We start from the raw sequence: 14,019 nt of genomic DNA, 5'->3' as shown, positions 1-14,019 counted from the left end.
CGGGCACCGTATCTTAGAACGAATCCTCGAACTTCTTGGCGAGGTCTTCGATGTTCTCTGGCGGCCAGTCTTCGACGTCCATCCCGAGGTGCAGCCCCATGCCCGACAGCACTTCCTTGATCTCGTTCAAGGACTTGCGGCCGAAGTTCGGGGTGCGCAGCATCTCGGCTTCGGTCTTCTGGATCAGGTCGCCGATGTAGACGATATTGTCGTTCTTCAGGCAGTTCGCCGAACGGACCGAAAGCTCCAGCTCGTCGACCTTCTTAAGCAGCAGCGGGTTGAACTCGAGACCGTCGTCGTCGTCCTGACGGGACGCCGATTCCGGCTCGTCGAAGTTGACGAAGATGCCAAGCTGATCCTGCAGGATGCGCGCGGCGAAGGCCACGGCGTCGTCCGGCGTGATGGAGCCGTCTGTTTCGACCTTCATGGTCAGCTTGTCATAGTCCAGCACCTGGCCCTCACGGGTCGGCTGCACGTCGTAGGAGACCTTCTTGACCGGCGAATAGATCGCGTCGATCGGGATGAGACCGATGGGCGCGTCTTCCGGCTTGTTCTTGTCGGCGGAGACATAGCCCTTGCCGGTGTTGACGGTCAGCTCCATGTAGACATCCGCACCGTCATCGAGGTGGCAGATCACATGCTCGCGGTTCAGAATCTCGATGCCGGCGGATTCGGAGATGTCACCGGCGGTGACGACACCCGGACCCTTGGCAGAGATCGACAGGCGCTTGGGGCCTTCAACTTCCATGCGCAGGCTGACGCCCTTGAGGTTCAGGATGATGTCGGTCACGTCTTCGCGCACACCGGCGACGGAGGAAAACTCGTGCAGCACGTTGTCGATCTGCACGGAGGTGATCGCCGCGCCCTGCAGCGAGGACATCAGCACGCGGCGCAGCGCGTTGCCGAGGGTCAGACCGAAGCCCCGCTCCAGCGGTTCGGCCATGACGGTTGCCTGACGGGCCGGGTCGTTGCCCGGTTTGACGTCAAGCTGTTGCGGCTTGATCAATTCAGCCCAATTCTTGTGGATCATGCGTCCCTCCATCCTTGTTTGTGCCTCATGTCCAAATGACACAAACGCTCGAGGTTTCTGAAAAGCGGTATGGGGCCGCACGCAAGGCGCGACCCCATGTAAAACAGTCCCGGCTTAAACGCGGCGGCGTTTGGGCGGGCGGCAGCCGTTGTGGGCCATCGGGGTCACATCACGGATCGAGGTGATGTTGAAACCGGCGGCAGCCAGGGCGCGAAGGGCGCTCTCGCGGCCCGAACCGGGGCCCTGCACTTCGACTTCCAGCGTCTTGACGCCGTGATCCTGCGCCTTGCGGCCCGCATCTTCGGCGGCCATCTGGGCGGCATAGGGTGTCGACTTGCGCGACCCTTTGAAGCCCATGGTGCCAGCGGACGACCAGGAGATCGCGTTGCCCTGCACGTCCGAGATCAGGATCTTGGTGTTGTTAAAGCTCGAGTTCACATGCGCCACGCCTGCGGCGATGTTCTTGGAGACCTTACGCTTGGTGCGTGTCTTATCGCGTGCCATTGATCGGACCCTCCCTTATTTCTTCTTGCCAGCAATGGCCTTCGCGGGGCCTTTGCGTGTGCGTGCGTTGGTATGGGTACGCTGACCGCGAACCGGCAGGTTGCGACGGTGGCGCAGGCCACGGTAGCAGCCGAGGTCCATCAGGCGCTTGATGTTCATCTGCGTGTCACGACGCAGGTCGCCTTCGACGGTGTAGTTGGCGTCGATGTGCTCACGCACGGCCAGAACTTCGGCGTCAGACAGTTCGTTGACCCGGCGGGTCTCGTCGATGCCGACAGCTTCGCAGATGGCCTTGGCGGAGGAGCTGCCAATACCGGTGATATAGGTGAGGGCGATGGGAACCCGCTTTGCAGTCGGGATGTTTACGCCGGCAATACGTGCCACGTTAGCTATTCCTTTTCGTTGCGGGTCCGTGATTCCAGACCCTTTTTTCACAACACAAGCCCGAGGCGGTAAGACCATCGGGCTAAGGCTGATCAGGTGATCTTGCGGGGTCGGGCGAAACCCTCGCCGCAATTTGATTCTCTTACGAGATAGGGGTGACTATGAGGTTTTTCTGAGGGCGTCAAGGCCCGCTCAAAACTCAAGGCTGATCGGCAGCGCGAAGGCAAAGGACAGCGCCCTCTGCCCCGCGCCGCCGGGAAGTCACTTGTCGAGAACCTGCGCGATCGCGCCGCGCACTTCTTCGATCTGGCCCAGACCGTTCACGCCGTTAAGCATGTCTTTGGCATAGTAGTAGCCGATCAGCGGAGAGGTCTGTTTGTAATAGGCCATCAGACGGGTCTTGAGGCTTTCCTCATTGTCGTCGGCGCGGCGCTTGAACTCGGTCCCGCCGCAGTTGGTGCATTTACCATCTTCGGGGATCGGTTTGGTCAGGTCGTTGTAAACCTCGCCACAGCTTGCGCAGGTGGAACGGGCGGTGATGCGCGCGACCAGCGCCTCATCGTCGACCTTCATCTCGATCACAGCGTCGAGGGTCTGGCCCTCTTGCGCCATCAGATCGGCCAGCGCATCGGCCTGCGCCAACGTACGGGGGAAGCCGTCGAAGATAAAGCCGCCATGCTCAGCCTTGTCGGTGAGCTTCTCGCGGATCAGACCGATGACGATCTCATCGGTGACGAGCGCGCCGCGGTCCATCACGTCGGCCACGATCTTGCCCATCTCTGTGCCGCTGTCCTTGGCTTCACGCAGCATGTCGCCGGTGGACAGCTGAACCATGTTGCGGGTCTCGACCAGATAACGTGCTTGGGTGCCTTTGCCTGCGCCCGGAGGCCCGAGTAGGATAATATTCATCGACGTACGGGGCTCCGTTTCTTGCGTGTACCTTTGCCTTTGCCCGCGCCCTTGCCGCGCAGCTGAGACTTCTCAAGCAGACCTTCATACTGATGCGCCAGCAGATGGCTCTGAACCTGTTGGATCGTGTCCATGGTGACCGAGACCACGATCAGCACCGAGGTGCCGCCGAAGTAGAAGGGAATGGCGAACTGGCCGCGCAGAATCTCAGGCAGAACACAGACCGCCGCCAGATAGGCCGAGCCGAGGACGAGGATGCGGTTGACCACATACTCCAGATACTCGGCGGTACGCTTGCCGGGGCGGATGCCGGGCACGAAGCCGTTCTGGTTCTTCAGGTTGTCGGCCACGTCATCGGGTTTGAAGCTGACGTTGAAGGTATAGAAATAGGCGAAGAAGACGATCATGCCCACGAAAAACAGCAGGTAAAGGGGCTGACCGGGGCCGAAGTTCGCCAAGAGCCAAGACATCACCGGGCTGGTGGAATTGCCCGAGAAGGTGCTGACGGTGACCGGCAACAGCAGCAGCGAGGAGGCGAAGATCGCCGGGATCACGCCCGCCGGGTTCACCTTCACCGGCAAGTGGCTGGTGCCGCCGTCGTACATCTTCATGCCGACTTGGCGGCGCGGGTATTGGATGTGAATCTTGCGCAGGGCGCGCTCCATGAAGACCACGAACATGATCGTCGCGATCACCATGACCAAGACGCCCACAATAACGGCGGGGCTGATAGCGCCCGAACGGCCCGAGGCGAAGAACTGCGCGATGGCGGCGGGAACCTCAGCGATGATGCCCACGAAGATGATCAGCGAAATGCCGTTGCCGATGCCGCGTGCGGTGATCTGCTCACCCAGCCACATCAGGAACATGGTGCCGCCCACGAGGGTAATCATACAGGCCGCGATAAAGCCGAAACCCATCTGGCCATCGGCCACGATGTCACCGGCCTGAAGGCTCACGGCAAGGCCATAGGACTGCAAAGTCGCCAGCGCCACGGTGCCGTAGCGCGTGTATTGGTTAATCTTCTTGCGCCCCTGCTCGCCCTCTTTCTTGAGCTGTTCCAGCGCAGGCACCATGGAGGTCAGCAACTGAACGATGATCGAGGCCGAGATATAGGGCATGATGCCCAGAGCGAAGATCCCCATCCGGCCAAGCGCGCCGCCGGTGAACATCGACACCATGCCGCCGATGCCTTGGCCTGCGCTCTCCATAAAGTCACGCAGCGCGCCACCGTCGATGCCGGGAACCGGAATGAAGGTGCCAAGGCGGTAAACGATAAGCAGCCCGAGCGTGAACAGAATCCGGTTGCGCAGGTCTGTTGCCTTGCCCAATGCGGACCAGCTCGTGTTCGCGGCCATGTTTTCGACGGCAGATACCATGAGGGGTCTCTTCTCTTGTTGCGAAAACGCCGCCCGGGCCGTTTTCCGGCGGGCGGCGTTCGGGAAAACTTGAGGTTATGTAAGCGGCTCGCGCGCCGCTCACAAGCCTTAAGGCCGCTTTACTCGGATGCCTCGGCCGCCTTGGGGGCGGTCACGGTCACCTTGCCGCCTGCCTTCTCGACCGCCTCGATGGCGGACTTGGAAGCGCCAGCAACGTTCAGGTCGATCTTGGAGGTGATGTCACCCTTGGCCAGAACGCGGATACCGTCCAGCTCACGACGGACCAGACCGGACGCGACCAGTGCTGCGGCGTCGATTGTGTTGCCGGCGTCGAGTTTCTTCGCGTCGATGAATTTCTGGATCAGGCCCAGGTTAACGACAGCGAAGGATTTGCGGTTCGGCTTGTTGAAGCCGCGCTTGGGCAGACGCTGGTAGATGGGCATCTGGCCGCCTTCGTAGCCGTTGATGCTCACACCCGAGCGGGACTTCTGACCCTTGATACCACGGCCACCCATTTTACCCTTGCCAGAGCCGGGACCACGGCCAACGCGCATACGCTTCTTGGCTGCGCCTTCGTTGTCGGAAAGTTCGTGCAGTTTCATGTCGCTTCTCCTTATGCCGGAAATGGCCCCCAGCGACGGGAGTGGCCAAACGCGGCGTTGCGATTCCATTGCGACCCAACACGGGCCACCGGGGGCGTATAGGGGATGGCGGGGGGCGTGACAAGGGGGGCATGGCGCCTAGGGCTTTTTGCGCAGCCACGAGGGCCAGCGCCTGCCCGTGGGGTGGCGATCTTAACGGCTATCCGACCCACTTCATGGCGCAGCGATAGTGTACTCTATCAAGGTCGTGCCCAGCCCAACCAAATCGCCGGCCTGCCGGTACGCGCAGCCGATGGCCCGGCGCCTTCGGCTTGTTTCCGGGCCTGCGATCCCACGGAACGACGCCCCTGCGCCACAAAGCAAAACGCCCCGCAGGTCCCTGCGAGGCGCTTTCGTAGGGTGGTCTTCGACCCTACCGCTGAAACCTAGGTTCAGCCTTTCTCTTCAACGATCTCGACCATATGCGAGACCTTGTTGATCATGCCGCGCACGGAAGGTGTATCTTCCAGCTCACGGGTGCGACCCATTTTGTTCAGGCCGAGGCCGACCAGCGTTGCGCGCTGTTTGGCGGGGCGGCGGATCGGCGAACCGACCTGCTTGATTACGAGTGTCTTGGCCATGCTTATGCCTCCTCAGCCACTTGAGCGGAGGACTCTACGTTGTCTTCACGCTTGGGCAGAATGTCAGCCACTTTCTTGCCGCGACGCTGCGCGACGGAACGGGGCGATTGCTCTTTCTTCAGACCGTCCAAAGTGGCGCGGATCATGTTGTAGGGGTTCTGCGAACCGACCGATTTGGACACAACGTCTTTCACGCCCAGCATCTCGAACACGGCACGCATCGGACCACCGGCGATGATACCAGTACCTTCAGGTGCTGTGCGCATGATGACGCGGCCAGCGCCGTGGCGACCGTGCATATCGTGGTGCAGGGTGCGGCCTTCGCGCAGTTGCACGCGGATCATCTGACGCTTGGCTTGCTCGGTCGCCTTGCGGATGGCCTCGGGCACTTCTTTCGCTTTACCCTTACCAAAGCCGACGCGGCCTTTCTGATCGCCCACGACCACGAGTGCGGCGAAGCCGAAACGCTTACCACCCTTAACGGTCTTGGACACGCGGTTGATCGCGACCAGACGGTCAGCGAATTCCGGGGTCTCGTCGCGTTGGTTGCGGCGGTTGCCCCCACGGTTGTCATCTCTTGCCATCTGGCATCTTCCTTTTTCTGTGGCCTCACCGGCCCTTAGGATCAATCCTGGTGAGCCGATGGCCCCCGGATCATCGAGAGGGCCTTCCCGGCCCTCTTCGCAGGAGAGCTATGCACGGGGCATAGCCTTCGTATGAAAGCGGGTGCGTGGTTGCCCACGCACCGCACAATCAGATCTTCAAACCGCCTTCACGCGCGGCTTCGGCCAGAGCCTTCACCTTGCCGTGGAAGAGGAAGCCGCCACGGTCGAAGTATGCTTCTTCGACGCCGGCTTTCTTGGCACGTTCGGCAATCGCGGCACCGACTTTGGTCGCTGCTTCGATGTTGTTTTTGCCAACCACGCCCAGATCCTTCTCCATGGAGGAGGCGGAGGCCAGTGTCACGCCGTTCACATCGTCGATCAGCTGGGCCGAGATGTTCTTGGACGAACGGTGTACCGACAGGCGAAGACGCCCGGCGTTGACTTTGCGGAGTTTGTTCCGAACGCGCATGCGGCGCTTCAGGAACAGCTGTCGTTTGGTATTTGCCATCAATCCGTTCCTTACTTCTTCTTGCCTTCTTTGCGGAAGATGAACTCGCCCTTATAGCGGATGCCTTTGCCCTTATAGGGCTCGGGCTTGCGCCATGCGCGGATGTTCGCGGCAACCTGACCAACGAGCTGTTCGTCGATGCCTTCCACAACGATTTCGGTCTGCTTGGGTGCCGTCACGGTCACGCCCTCGGGCGCAACGTAGTCGACATCGTGACTCAGGCCGAGGTTCAGTTTCAGCGTGTTGCCGTTCATGGCCGCACGATAACCAACACCCTGGATTTCAAGCTCTTTCTTGAAGCCCGTGGTGACGCCGGTCACAAGGTTTTCGATCATGGTGCGGGACATGCCCCACTGCTGACGGGCGCGCTTGGACTTGCCGCGCGGTGTCACAGTGATGGCGTTGTCTTCGACCGCGAGGCTCACGTCATCAGTGGCACGGAAGCTGCGGGTGCCCTTGGGGCCCTTCACTTCGATGGTCTGACCGCTCACCTCTGCCGAGACACCCGAAGGCATAGCGACTGGTTTCTTACCGATACGAGACATTGTCTTCTCCTTAGAATACGGTGCAGAGCACTTCGCCGCCAACATTGGCAGACCGTGCAGATGCGTCCGACATCACACCTTTGGAGGTGGAGACAATCGACACGCCGAGGCCCTGACGGACGACGGGAATGTCATTGACGGCCATGTAGACGCGGCGACCGGGCTTGGAAACCCGCTTGAGCTCGCGAATAACAGGTTCGCCTTCGTAGTACTTGAGGCTGATCTCGATGGCGGGGTGGCCATCGGCGCCCGTGACTTTTTCATAGCCGCGGATGTAGCCTTCGTCGGCCAGCACATCCAGAACCCATGCACGCAGCTTGGAAGCCGGTGTCATGACGGTGAATTTGCCGCGCAGCGAAGAGTTACGGATGCGTGTCAGCATATCTGCGATAGGATCGTTCATCTGATGCGCTCCTTACCAGCTCGACTTGACCATGCCGGGAATCTGGCCGGAAGAGCCAAGGTCCCGCAGCGCGATCCGCGAAATTTTCAGTTTACGATAGTAGGCGTGGGGGCGGCCCGTCAGCTGGCAACGGTTGTGCAGACGCACAGCAGAGCTGTTGCGCGGCAGTTTCGCCAGTTTCAGGGAAGCGCGGAAACGCTCTTCCATCGGTTTGCTTTCGTCGCTCACGATCTCTTTCAGAGCCGCGCGCTTGTCAGCGTACTTCTTAACCAGTGCTTCGCGCTTCTTCTCGCGCTCAATCATGGATTTCTTAGCCATTTCTAATCCTTCCCGCGCTTATGAATTGAAGGGCATGTTGAATGCTTTCAACAGCGCCTTGGCTTCAGCGTCGGTTTTCGCCGTGGTGGCGATCACGATGTCCATACCCCAAGTCTCGTCAACTTTGTCGAAGTCGATTTCGGGGAACACGATATGCTCTTTCAAGCCCATGGCGTAGTTGCCACGGCCGTCAAAGCTCTTGCCCGAGATGCCGCGGAAGTCGCGGATACGGGGCATTGCGATCGTGATCAGACGATCAAGGAATTCGTACATACGGTCGCCACGCAGGGTGACTTTCGCACCCAAAGGCATGTCCTCACGCACGCGGAAACCAGCGATGGATTTCTTGGCCACGGTTGTCAGAGCCTTCTGGCCTGCAATCGCGGTCAGGTCTTCCTGAGCCGACTTGGCTTTTTTGCTGTCGCGCACGGCTTCGGCACCGCAGCCGATGTTCAGAACGATCTTGTCCAGCTTGGGGATCATCATGTCGTTCTTGTAGCCGAATTCCTCTTTCAGGGCGGCGCGGATCTTCTCGCGGTATTCGGCCTGAAGGCGGGGTGTGTAGGTTGCGGTATCAAGCATCGATCACGTCCCCCGTGGTCTTGGCAAAGCGCACTTTCTTGTCGCCTTCGATTTTGAATCCCACGCGGGTGGCTTTGCCATTGGCATCCACCAGTGCGAGGTTGCTCAGGTCGATCGGCATCGCCTTGGGGATGCGGCCGCCTTGAGATGTCTGTGTCTGGCGCGTGGCGCGGATGGCGATTTTCACGCCGTCAACGATGGCCTTGTTCGACTTGGGGTCAACCGACGAGATGGTGCCCGTCTTGCCTTTGTCCTTGCCGGACAGGACGATGACCTTGTCACCTTTGCGAAGTTTAGCAGCCATGATTACAGCACCTCCGGAGCGAGCGAGATGATTTTCATGAAGTTCTTCGCGCGCAGCTCACGAACGACCGGCCCGAAGATACGGGTGCCGACCGGCTCGTTGTTGTTATTCAGGATAACAGCGGCGTTGCGGTCGAAGCGGATGGCGGTGCCATCTTCACGACGAACTTCCTTGGCGGTGCGAACGACGACGGCCTTGCGGACGTCGCCCTTTTTCACACGACCACGCGGGATGGCTTCCTTGACCGACACGACGATGATGTCGCCGACGGACGCGTATTTACGCTTGGAACCACCCAGGACCTTGATGCACTGAACACGGCGCGCGCCGCTGTTGTCAGCAACATCCAGGTTGGTCTGCATCTGGATCATTTGGTTTCTCCCGACCTTCTGGGGGGCGATGCGGCCCTCATCCCAGGGTTTCGTTTAAGGGGCTCAGGCCTCGGCTTTGTCCGAAGTCAGAACTTCCCAACGTTTGGTTTTCGACTTGGGGGCACATTCGATGATGCGCACAGTGTCGCCCACCTTGAACGTGTTGTTCTCATCGTGAGCCCGGTACTTTTTGGACTTACGGATGGTCTTTTTCAGAACCGGATGCGTAAAGCGGCGCTCTACGGAAACGGAAACTGTCTGTGCGTTGGCGTCCGATGTCACGGTGCCTGTAAGGATACGCTTGGGCATGTTTCAGGCTCCTATTATTCGGCTGCCGCAGCAGCGGCTTTCTGGTTCAGCACGGTGTGGACACGGGCCACGTCACGCTTAACAGTCTTCAGACGTGCGGAGTTCTCCAGCTGGCCGGTGGCCTGCTGGAAACGCAAGTTGAAGGATTCTTTTTTCAGGTTCACAAGCTCGTCGCGGAGCTGGTCCGGCGTCTTGTCATGCAGTTCGCTGGCTTTCACGGCCTCTTCCTTTCAACATCACCAGTAGGCCCCTGTTAGGGTGACCATGATTCTGGTGGAGTTCATGATGAAAGGTGCCAATACGCGTTGAGGTCCCACATGGCAACCCCCGTTGACCCGCATCTGCGCTTTTGGCGCAAATAGGCTGGCGATAGGGGTATGTTCGGCGTAAGGAGGAGCTATGTCAAACATCAAATCGCTTTTCGCCACCCGCCTCTATCACGCCGCCCTGTCGGACCACGGCAAGCCCATCGACACCGATGAACTGGCAGCCTCTTGCTTCTCGATTGCCGAGGATGATGAGGCCGGTCAGGACTGGTGCGAAGAGAATGGCTATGCGGGCTACACCTCCTATGCCTCGCTGGATGACCTGCCCTACCGCTTTCCGATCTTTAAGGATTTGGTCAAATCGCTCGACAAACATGTCGCGGCCTTTGCCAAGGACCTGCAATTCGATCTTGGTGAGCGTAAATTGGTGCTCGACTCGCTGTGGCTGAACATCCTGCCCGAGGGCGGCATCCACACCTCACATATCCACCCGCATTCGGTGATTTCAGGCACGACCTATGTGACCATGCCCGAGGGCGCCAGCGCGATCCGTTTCGAAGACCCGCGCCTGCCGATGATGATGGCCGCGCCGGGCCGGATGAAGGACGCGCGCGAGGAACTGCGGCCTTTCATCTATGTGGCCCCCGAAGCGGGCGACGTGCTGCTGTGGGAAAGCTGGCTGCGGCACGAGGTGCCGATGAACATGATCGAGGAGGATCGGGTTTCGGTGAGTTTTAACTACAACTGGGAGAGCTGAGGTTCGGCACCTGCGGCCTGCACGCGAGGGCCATCGCCTGCCCGCGGGTCGGCGATCCGCCGGTGCCTCGTGCCACTTTGTATCTCAACTGTGATGTGCGCCCGCGAAGTTGCGCCCAACTCTACCAAATCGCCTACCCGGTCGCACCAAAGGTGCGCCTCGTATATTCTGGCACGGCTTCTGGCGTGACGGGCGGGCAGGCGATGGCCCGGCGCCTGCGGCGCGGATCGGGCCGGGGTGGCAGTGACAGGCTTCTTGCCCTGATGGAAAACTTGACCGACAGTTGAACGCTTTCAAAAGGTCATTCGCATCGCCATGTTTCTCCGCCTGCTCTTCCTCGCCTCAGCCGCCGCCACGGTCGCCGCCTTCCTGTACCCCACATTCCGCGACCTGCTGCTCATCGCCCTGCCCTGCGCCATCGCCAGCGCGATCCTCCTCCTGCGATCGCTCCGCCGGGGGCACAAAGACTGGGTCATCGTCGACGGCTCCAACGTCATGTTCTGGAAAACCGGAGCACCTGACATTCGCGCTGTGCGCGAGGTAGTGGACGAACTCCGCGCGCGCGGACAATCACCTTGCGTGGTCTTCGACGCCAACGCAGGATACCGCCTCATTGGCCGGTATCAACATGACAAGGCGTTGAGCAGCCAGCTCGACCTGCCCGCAAGCCGCGTGATGGTCGTCCCGAAAGGCACGCCCGCCGATCCCTACATTTTGAAAGCGGCCCGCGATCACCGCGGCCGGATCGTCAGCAGGGACCAGTTCCGGGATTGGAGCGAGGCCCACCCCGAGATCCGCACCCCGGGCCATCTGGTGAAAGGCGGCTACCGGGACGGGAAACTCTGGCTCGCACTGGACCGCGAAGACTGACAAAACAAAACCCCCGCCGATCGCTCGACGGGGGTTTCTTTTCTCTCAGCCGCCCCTTGCGGGGCTACGGGCTTACCAGTCCTCGCGGACCACAACCCGGGTCTTGATCGGCAGCTTCATGGCTGCCAGACGCAGGGCTTCGCGCGCCACGTCTTCACCGACACCGTCGATCTCGAACATGATGCGGCCCGGCTTGACCTTGGCGGCCCAGAAGTCGACGGAACCTTTACCTTTACCCATACGAACTTCGACGGGCTTGGAGGTCACCGGAACGTCCGGGAAGATGCGGATCCAGACACGGCCCTGACGCTTCATGTGACGCGTCATGGCACGGCGTGCCGCTTCGATTTGACGGGCGGTAACCCGCTCCGGCTGCAGTGCCTTCAGGCCATAGGTGCCGAAGTTCAGGTCGGACCCGCCCTTCGCCAGACCCTTGATGGAGCCCTTAAACTGCTTGCGGAATTTAGTACGCTTTGGTTGAAGCATTTGTCATTCCCCCTTAGCGACGACCGCCGGCACCGCGAGGTGCTGGGCCGTCTTGGAGTTCCTGTGCCTTGCGGTCACGCGCGGCGGGGTCATGTTCCATGATCTCGCCTTTGAAGATCCAGGTCTTGATCCCGATGATGCCGTAGGCGGTGGCCGCCTCGACATGCGCGTAATCGATGTCGGCACGCAATGTGTGCAGCGGCACGCGACCTTCGCGGTACCATTCGGTACGCGCGATCTCGGCCCCACCCAGACGACCCGCGAGGTTCACGCGGATGCCCAGTGCGCCCATGCGCATGGCGTTCTGCACGGCACGTTTCATGGCGCGGCGGAAGGACACCCGGCGCTCCAGCTGCTGTGCGATGCTTTCACCAACCAGATGTGCGTCCAGCTCGGGCTTGCGGATCTCAACGATGTTGAGGTGCAGTTCCGACTTGGTCATCTTGGCGATCTTCTGGCGCAGCGTCTCGATGTCCGCGCCTTTCTTGCCGATGATGACACCGGGGCGTGCTGTGTGGATCGTGACGCGGCACTTCTTGTGCGGACGCTCGATGATCACACGGGCAACACCGGCCTGGTGGCACTCTTTCTTGATGAAGTCACGGATCGCGAGGTCTTCGAGCAGAAGATCACCATAATCCTTGGTGTCGGCGTACCAGCGGCTGTCCCAGGTGCGGTTCACCTGAAGGCGCATACCGATCGGATTGACTTTGTTACCCATCAGGCTTGCTCCTCAACTTGACGCACTTTGATCGTGATCTCGGCAAACGGCTTGATGATCTTGCCGAACCGGCCACGGGCCCGCGGGCGACCGCGCTTCATGGTCAGGTTCTTGCCGACATAGGCCTCGGCCACGATCAGCTCATCGACGTCCAGGTTGTGGTTGTTTTCCGCGTTGGCGATGGCGGACTGAAGGCATTTCTTCACGTCCTGCGCGACCCGCTTCTTGGAGAAGGTCAGGTCGGTCAGCGCCTTGTCCACGGACTTGCCACGGATGAGGGCAGCAACCAGGTTCAGTTTCTGCGGGCTCGTACGAAGCATGCGCAGCTTTGCCATTGCTTCGTTGTCTGCCACGCGGCGGGGATTCTTATCCTTGCTCATGGCTTATTTCCGCTTCGCTTTTTTGTCGGCGGCATGACCGTAGTAGGTCCGAGTCGGGGAGTATTCGCCGAACTTCTGACCGATCATTTCTTCGCTGACGTTGACAGGAATGTGCTTGTGACCGTTGTAGACGCCGAACGTCAGACCCACGAACTGGGGCAGGATCGTGCTGCGGCGCGACCAGATCTTGATCACTTCGTTACGACCGCCCTCACGGGAAGCCTCTGCCTTTTTGAGGACATAAGAGTCAACAAAAGGACCTTTCCATACTGAACGAGCCATTGATTAACGCCCCTTCTTCTTGGCGTGACGCGAGCGGATGATAAGCTTGCTGGACGCTTTGTTCTTGTTGCGGGTCTTGGCACCCTTCGTCGGCTTACCCCAAGGAGTAACCGGGTGACGACCACCAGAGGTCCGGCCTTCACCACCGCCGTGCGGGTGGTCGATCGGGTTCATCACCACACCACGCACAGAGGGACGGATGCCCTTGTGACGCATGCGGCCCGCTTTACCGTAGTTCTGGTTGGAGTTGTCGGGGTTGCTGACGGCACCGACGGTGGCCATGCATTCCTGACGCACGAGACGCAGCTCGCCGGAGCTCAGACGGATCTGAGCGTAGCCACCGTCACGACCCACGAACTGGGCGTAGGTGCCGGCGGCACGGGCGATCTGACCGCCTTTGCCGGGCTTCATCTCGATGTTGTGGACGATCGTACCGATCGGCATGCCCGAGAAAGGCATCGCGTTGCCGGGCTTGATGTCCACTTTGGCGCCGGCGATGATCTTGTCGCCGATGGCCAAACGCTGCGGGGCCAGGATGTAGGCCTGCTCGCCGTCTTCGTACTGGATCAGTGCGATGAAGGCTGTGCGGTTGGGGTCATATTCGATCCGCGCGACAACAGCGGACATGTCCAGCTTGTTACGCTTGAAATCAACGATACGGTAGAGGCGCTTTGCACCACCACCCGTACGACGCATTGTGATTCGTCCGGTGTTGTTCCGGCCACCGGATTTGGTCAGACCCTGAGTAAGGGCTTTGACCGGGCGGCCTTTCCACAGCTCCGAACGGTCGATCAGTACCAGTCCACGCTGGCCTGGCGTCGTCGGTTTGTACGACTTGAGTGCCATGTTCTCTGTCTTCCGTTTGCTAGGCACGCTCGCACCGA

At 60.2% G+C, this 14,019-nt stretch carries 24 protein-coding genes; 2 read left to right on the top strand and 22 right to left on the bottom strand.

All coding sequences use genetic code 11. The features are described 5' to 3' along the window. Window positions 1-13: 13 nt before the first annotated feature. From ACGYKA_RS14370 to rpmC, 17 genes are all read right to left on the bottom strand, one after another. On the bottom strand, window positions 14-1,030 hold the full coding sequence (locus ACGYKA_RS14370; protein WP_007118862.1) for a DNA-directed RNA polymerase subunit alpha: 1,017 nt from the start codon (window positions 1,028-1,030) through the stop codon (window positions 14-16). A gap of 114 nt (window positions 1,031-1,144) precedes the next feature. Then, complete coding sequence (rpsK, locus tag ACGYKA_RS14365) at window positions 1,145-1,534, bottom strand: 30S ribosomal protein S11 (RefSeq protein ID WP_067263152.1); 390 nt, start codon at window positions 1,532-1,534, stop codon at window positions 1,145-1,147. Window positions 1,535-1,549: 15 nt separating this feature from the next. After that, window positions 1,550-1,918, bottom strand: coding sequence for a 30S ribosomal protein S13 (gene rpsM, locus ACGYKA_RS14360; RefSeq protein ID WP_067263150.1), 369 nt, complete (start codon window positions 1,916-1,918; stop codon window positions 1,550-1,552). A gap of 261 nt (window positions 1,919-2,179) precedes the next feature. Further along, window positions 2,180-2,827, bottom strand: a complete 648-nt coding sequence (locus tag ACGYKA_RS14355) for an adenylate kinase (protein WP_394411747.1) — start codon at window positions 2,825-2,827, stop codon at window positions 2,180-2,182. Next, window positions 2,824-4,206 carry a preprotein translocase subunit SecY gene (gene secY, locus ACGYKA_RS14350; RefSeq protein ID WP_209218380.1) on the bottom strand — a complete coding sequence of 461 codons (1,383 nt, stop codon included), beginning with the start codon at window positions 4,204-4,206 and terminating at the stop codon, window positions 2,824-2,826. Before secY ends, ACGYKA_RS14355 begins: the two co-directional genes overlap by 4 nt. Before the next feature lie 119 nt (window positions 4,207-4,325). Beyond that, the gene (rplO, locus tag ACGYKA_RS14345) at window positions 4,326-4,808 is read right to left on the bottom strand and encodes a 50S ribosomal protein L15 (RefSeq protein ID WP_067263142.1); all 483 of its coding nucleotides are present in this window, start codon (window positions 4,806-4,808) and stop codon (window positions 4,326-4,328) included. 431 nt (window positions 4,809-5,239) lie between these two features. Continuing rightward, window positions 5,240-5,428: a 50S ribosomal protein L30 gene (rpmD, locus tag ACGYKA_RS14340; protein ID WP_067267994.1), complete on the bottom strand. Its 189-nt coding sequence runs from the start codon at window positions 5,426-5,428 to the stop codon at window positions 5,240-5,242. A gap of 2 nt (window positions 5,429-5,430) precedes the next feature. After that, window positions 5,431-6,012, bottom strand: a complete 582-nt coding sequence (rpsE, locus tag ACGYKA_RS14335; protein WP_067267992.1) for a 30S ribosomal protein S5 — start codon at window positions 6,010-6,012, stop codon at window positions 5,431-5,433. Between the two features lie 169 nt (window positions 6,013-6,181). Continuing rightward, entirely contained in the window at window positions 6,182-6,541 is a 360-nt protein-coding gene (rplR, locus tag ACGYKA_RS14330; protein ID WP_067267990.1) for a 50S ribosomal protein L18, read from the bottom strand. 11 nt (window positions 6,542-6,552) lie between these two features. Further along, entirely contained in the window at window positions 6,553-7,086 is a 534-nt protein-coding gene (rplF, locus tag ACGYKA_RS14325; protein ID WP_067267988.1) for a 50S ribosomal protein L6, read from the bottom strand. A 10-nt stretch (window positions 7,087-7,096) separates the two neighbouring features. Continuing rightward, the gene (gene rpsH, locus ACGYKA_RS14320; RefSeq protein WP_394411751.1) at window positions 7,097-7,489 is read right to left on the bottom strand and encodes a 30S ribosomal protein S8; all 393 of its coding nucleotides are present in this window, start codon (window positions 7,487-7,489) and stop codon (window positions 7,097-7,099) included. Window positions 7,490-7,501: 12 nt separating this feature from the next. Beyond that, window positions 7,502-7,807 (bottom strand): 30S ribosomal protein S14, encoded by a 306-nt coding sequence (gene rpsN / locus ACGYKA_RS14315; RefSeq protein ID WP_136720403.1) that lies wholly within the window; start codon window positions 7,805-7,807, stop codon window positions 7,502-7,504. A gap of 18 nt (window positions 7,808-7,825) precedes the next feature. Then, window positions 7,826-8,389 carry a 50S ribosomal protein L5 gene (gene rplE, locus ACGYKA_RS14310; protein WP_209218383.1) on the bottom strand — a complete coding sequence of 188 codons (564 nt, stop codon included), beginning with the start codon at window positions 8,387-8,389 and terminating at the stop codon, window positions 7,826-7,828. After that, on the bottom strand, window positions 8,382-8,693 hold the full coding sequence (gene rplX / locus ACGYKA_RS14305; RefSeq protein ID WP_067267981.1) for a 50S ribosomal protein L24: 312 nt from the start codon (window positions 8,691-8,693) through the stop codon (window positions 8,382-8,384). The genes rplE and rplX overlap by 8 nt, the downstream gene beginning before the upstream one ends. A gap of 2 nt (window positions 8,694-8,695) precedes the next feature. Next, entirely contained in the window at window positions 8,696-9,064 is a 369-nt protein-coding gene (gene rplN, locus ACGYKA_RS14300) for a 50S ribosomal protein L14 (RefSeq protein ID WP_005621870.1), read from the bottom strand. Window positions 9,065-9,127: 63 nt separating this feature from the next. After that, a complete protein-coding gene (rpsQ, locus tag ACGYKA_RS14295) occupies window positions 9,128-9,373 on the bottom strand; it encodes a 30S ribosomal protein S17 (protein WP_067267977.1) in 246 nt (81 codons plus the stop codon). 14 nt (window positions 9,374-9,387) lie between these two features. Further along, a complete protein-coding gene (gene rpmC / locus ACGYKA_RS14290) occupies window positions 9,388-9,591 on the bottom strand; it encodes a 50S ribosomal protein L29 (protein ID WP_209218384.1) in 204 nt (67 codons plus the stop codon). A gap of 181 nt (window positions 9,592-9,772) precedes the next feature. Here rpmC and ACGYKA_RS14285 point away from each other — a divergent pair, with 181 nt between their 5' ends. Together ACGYKA_RS14285 and ACGYKA_RS14280 are read left to right on the top strand one after the other, a co-directional pair. Beyond that, complete coding sequence (locus ACGYKA_RS14285) at window positions 9,773-10,396, top strand: TIGR02466 family protein (RefSeq protein WP_394411754.1); 624 nt, start codon at window positions 9,773-9,775, stop codon at window positions 10,394-10,396. Window positions 10,397-10,711: 315 nt separating this feature from the next. Next, window positions 10,712-11,266 (top strand): hypothetical protein, encoded by a 555-nt coding sequence (locus ACGYKA_RS14280; protein WP_394411757.1) that lies wholly within the window; start codon window positions 10,712-10,714, stop codon window positions 11,264-11,266. A gap of 72 nt (window positions 11,267-11,338) precedes the next feature. Here the strand turns inward: ACGYKA_RS14280 and rplP are convergent, their stop codons facing one another. The 5 genes from rplP to rplB are packed head-to-tail and all read right to left on the bottom strand — an operon-like array spanning window position 11,339 to window position 13,981. Then, window positions 11,339-11,752 carry a 50S ribosomal protein L16 gene (rplP, locus tag ACGYKA_RS14275; protein WP_007118841.1) on the bottom strand — a complete coding sequence of 138 codons (414 nt, stop codon included), beginning with the start codon at window positions 11,750-11,752 and terminating at the stop codon, window positions 11,339-11,341. 13 nt (window positions 11,753-11,765) lie between these two features. After that, the gene (gene rpsC, locus ACGYKA_RS14270) at window positions 11,766-12,473 is read right to left on the bottom strand and encodes a 30S ribosomal protein S3 (protein WP_174859664.1); all 708 of its coding nucleotides are present in this window, start codon (window positions 12,471-12,473) and stop codon (window positions 11,766-11,768) included. Beyond that, window positions 12,473-12,853: a 50S ribosomal protein L22 gene (gene rplV, locus ACGYKA_RS14265; protein WP_067267968.1), complete on the bottom strand. Its 381-nt coding sequence runs from the start codon at window positions 12,851-12,853 to the stop codon at window positions 12,473-12,475. Before rplV ends, rpsC begins: the two co-directional genes overlap by 1 nt. A 3-nt stretch (window positions 12,854-12,856) precedes the next feature. Further along, window positions 12,857-13,135 (bottom strand): 30S ribosomal protein S19, encoded by a 279-nt coding sequence (gene rpsS, locus ACGYKA_RS14260; protein ID WP_067267967.1) that lies wholly within the window; start codon window positions 13,133-13,135, stop codon window positions 12,857-12,859. A gap of 3 nt (window positions 13,136-13,138) precedes the next feature. After that, a complete protein-coding gene (gene rplB, locus ACGYKA_RS14255) occupies window positions 13,139-13,981 on the bottom strand; it encodes a 50S ribosomal protein L2 (protein WP_067267965.1) in 843 nt (280 codons plus the stop codon). Window positions 13,982-14,019: the final 38 nt, after the last annotated feature.

It is taken from the genome of Sulfitobacter sp. 1A15106, assembly GCF_043556995.1.
Lineage (GTDB): Bacteria > Pseudomonadota > Alphaproteobacteria > Rhodobacterales > Rhodobacteraceae > Sulfitobacter > Sulfitobacter faviae.
This window is presented reverse-complemented; position numbering and strand designations above follow the sequence as displayed.

Excerpts from the sequence above, each read along its gene's own strand:
- ACGYKA_RS14370 (WP_007118862.1), bottom strand. The coding sequence starts at position 1,030 with ATGATCCACAAGAATTGGGCTGAATTGATCAAGCCGCAACAGCTTGAC.
- ACGYKA_RS14355 (WP_394411747.1), bottom strand. The coding sequence starts at position 2,827 with ATGAATATTATCCTACTCGGGCCTCCGGGCGCAGGCAAAGGCACCCAA.
- ACGYKA_RS14280 (WP_394411757.1), top strand. The coding sequence starts at position 10,712 with ATGTTTCTCCGCCTGCTCTTCCTCGCCTCAGCCGCCGCCACGGTCGCC.
- rplX (WP_067267981.1), bottom strand. The coding sequence starts at position 8,693 with ATGGCTGCTAAACTTCGCAAAGGTGACAAGGTCATCGTCCTGTCCGGC.
- rpsN (WP_136720403.1), bottom strand. The coding sequence starts at position 7,807 with ATGGCTAAGAAATCCATGATTGAGCGCGAGAAGAAGCGCGAAGCACTG.
- rplF (WP_067267988.1), bottom strand. The coding sequence starts at position 7,086 with ATGTCTCGTATCGGTAAGAAACCAGTCGCTATGCCTTCGGGTGTCTCG.
- rplN (WP_005621870.1), bottom strand. The coding sequence starts at position 9,064 with ATGATCCAGATGCAGACCAACCTGGATGTTGCTGACAACAGCGGCGCG.
- rpmD (WP_067267994.1), bottom strand. The coding sequence starts at position 5,428 with ATGGCCAAGACACTCGTAATCAAGCAGGTCGGTTCGCCGATCCGCCGC.
- rplO (WP_067263142.1), bottom strand. The coding sequence starts at position 4,808 with ATGAAACTGCACGAACTTTCCGACAACGAAGGCGCAGCCAAGAAGCGT.
- rplV (WP_067267968.1), bottom strand. The coding sequence starts at position 12,853 with ATGAGCAAGGATAAGAATCCCCGCCGCGTGGCAGACAACGAAGCAATG.
- rplR (WP_067267990.1), bottom strand. The coding sequence starts at position 6,541 with ATGGCAAATACCAAACGACAGCTGTTCCTGAAGCGCCGCATGCGCGTT.
- secY (WP_209218380.1), bottom strand. The coding sequence starts at position 4,206 with ATGGTATCTGCCGTCGAAAACATGGCCGCGAACACGAGCTGGTCCGCA.
- rpsH (WP_394411751.1), bottom strand. The coding sequence starts at position 7,489 with ATGAACGATCCTATCGCAGATATGCTGACACGCATCCGTAACTCTTCG.
- rplE (WP_209218383.1), bottom strand. The coding sequence starts at position 8,389 with ATGCTTGATACCGCAACCTACACACCCCGCCTTCAGGCCGAATACCGC.
- rplP (WP_007118841.1), bottom strand. The coding sequence starts at position 11,752 with ATGCTTCAACCAAAGCGTACTAAATTCCGCAAGCAGTTTAAGGGCTCC.
- rplB (WP_067267965.1), bottom strand. The coding sequence starts at position 13,981 with ATGGCACTCAAGTCGTACAAACCGACGACGCCAGGCCAGCGTGGACTG.
- rpsS (WP_067267967.1), bottom strand. The coding sequence starts at position 13,135 with ATGGCTCGTTCAGTATGGAAAGGTCCTTTTGTTGACTCTTATGTCCTC.
- rpsQ (WP_067267977.1), bottom strand. The coding sequence starts at position 9,373 with ATGCCCAAGCGTATCCTTACAGGCACCGTGACATCGGACGCCAACGCA.
- rpsE (WP_067267992.1), bottom strand. The coding sequence starts at position 6,012 with ATGGCAAGAGATGACAACCGTGGGGGCAACCGCCGCAACCAACGCGAC.
- ACGYKA_RS14285 (WP_394411754.1), top strand. The coding sequence starts at position 9,773 with ATGTCAAACATCAAATCGCTTTTCGCCACCCGCCTCTATCACGCCGCC.
- rpsK (WP_067263152.1), bottom strand. The coding sequence starts at position 1,534 with ATGGCACGCGATAAGACACGCACCAAGCGTAAGGTCTCCAAGAACATC.
- rpsC (WP_174859664.1), bottom strand. The coding sequence starts at position 12,473 with ATGGGTAACAAAGTCAATCCGATCGGTATGCGCCTTCAGGTGAACCGC.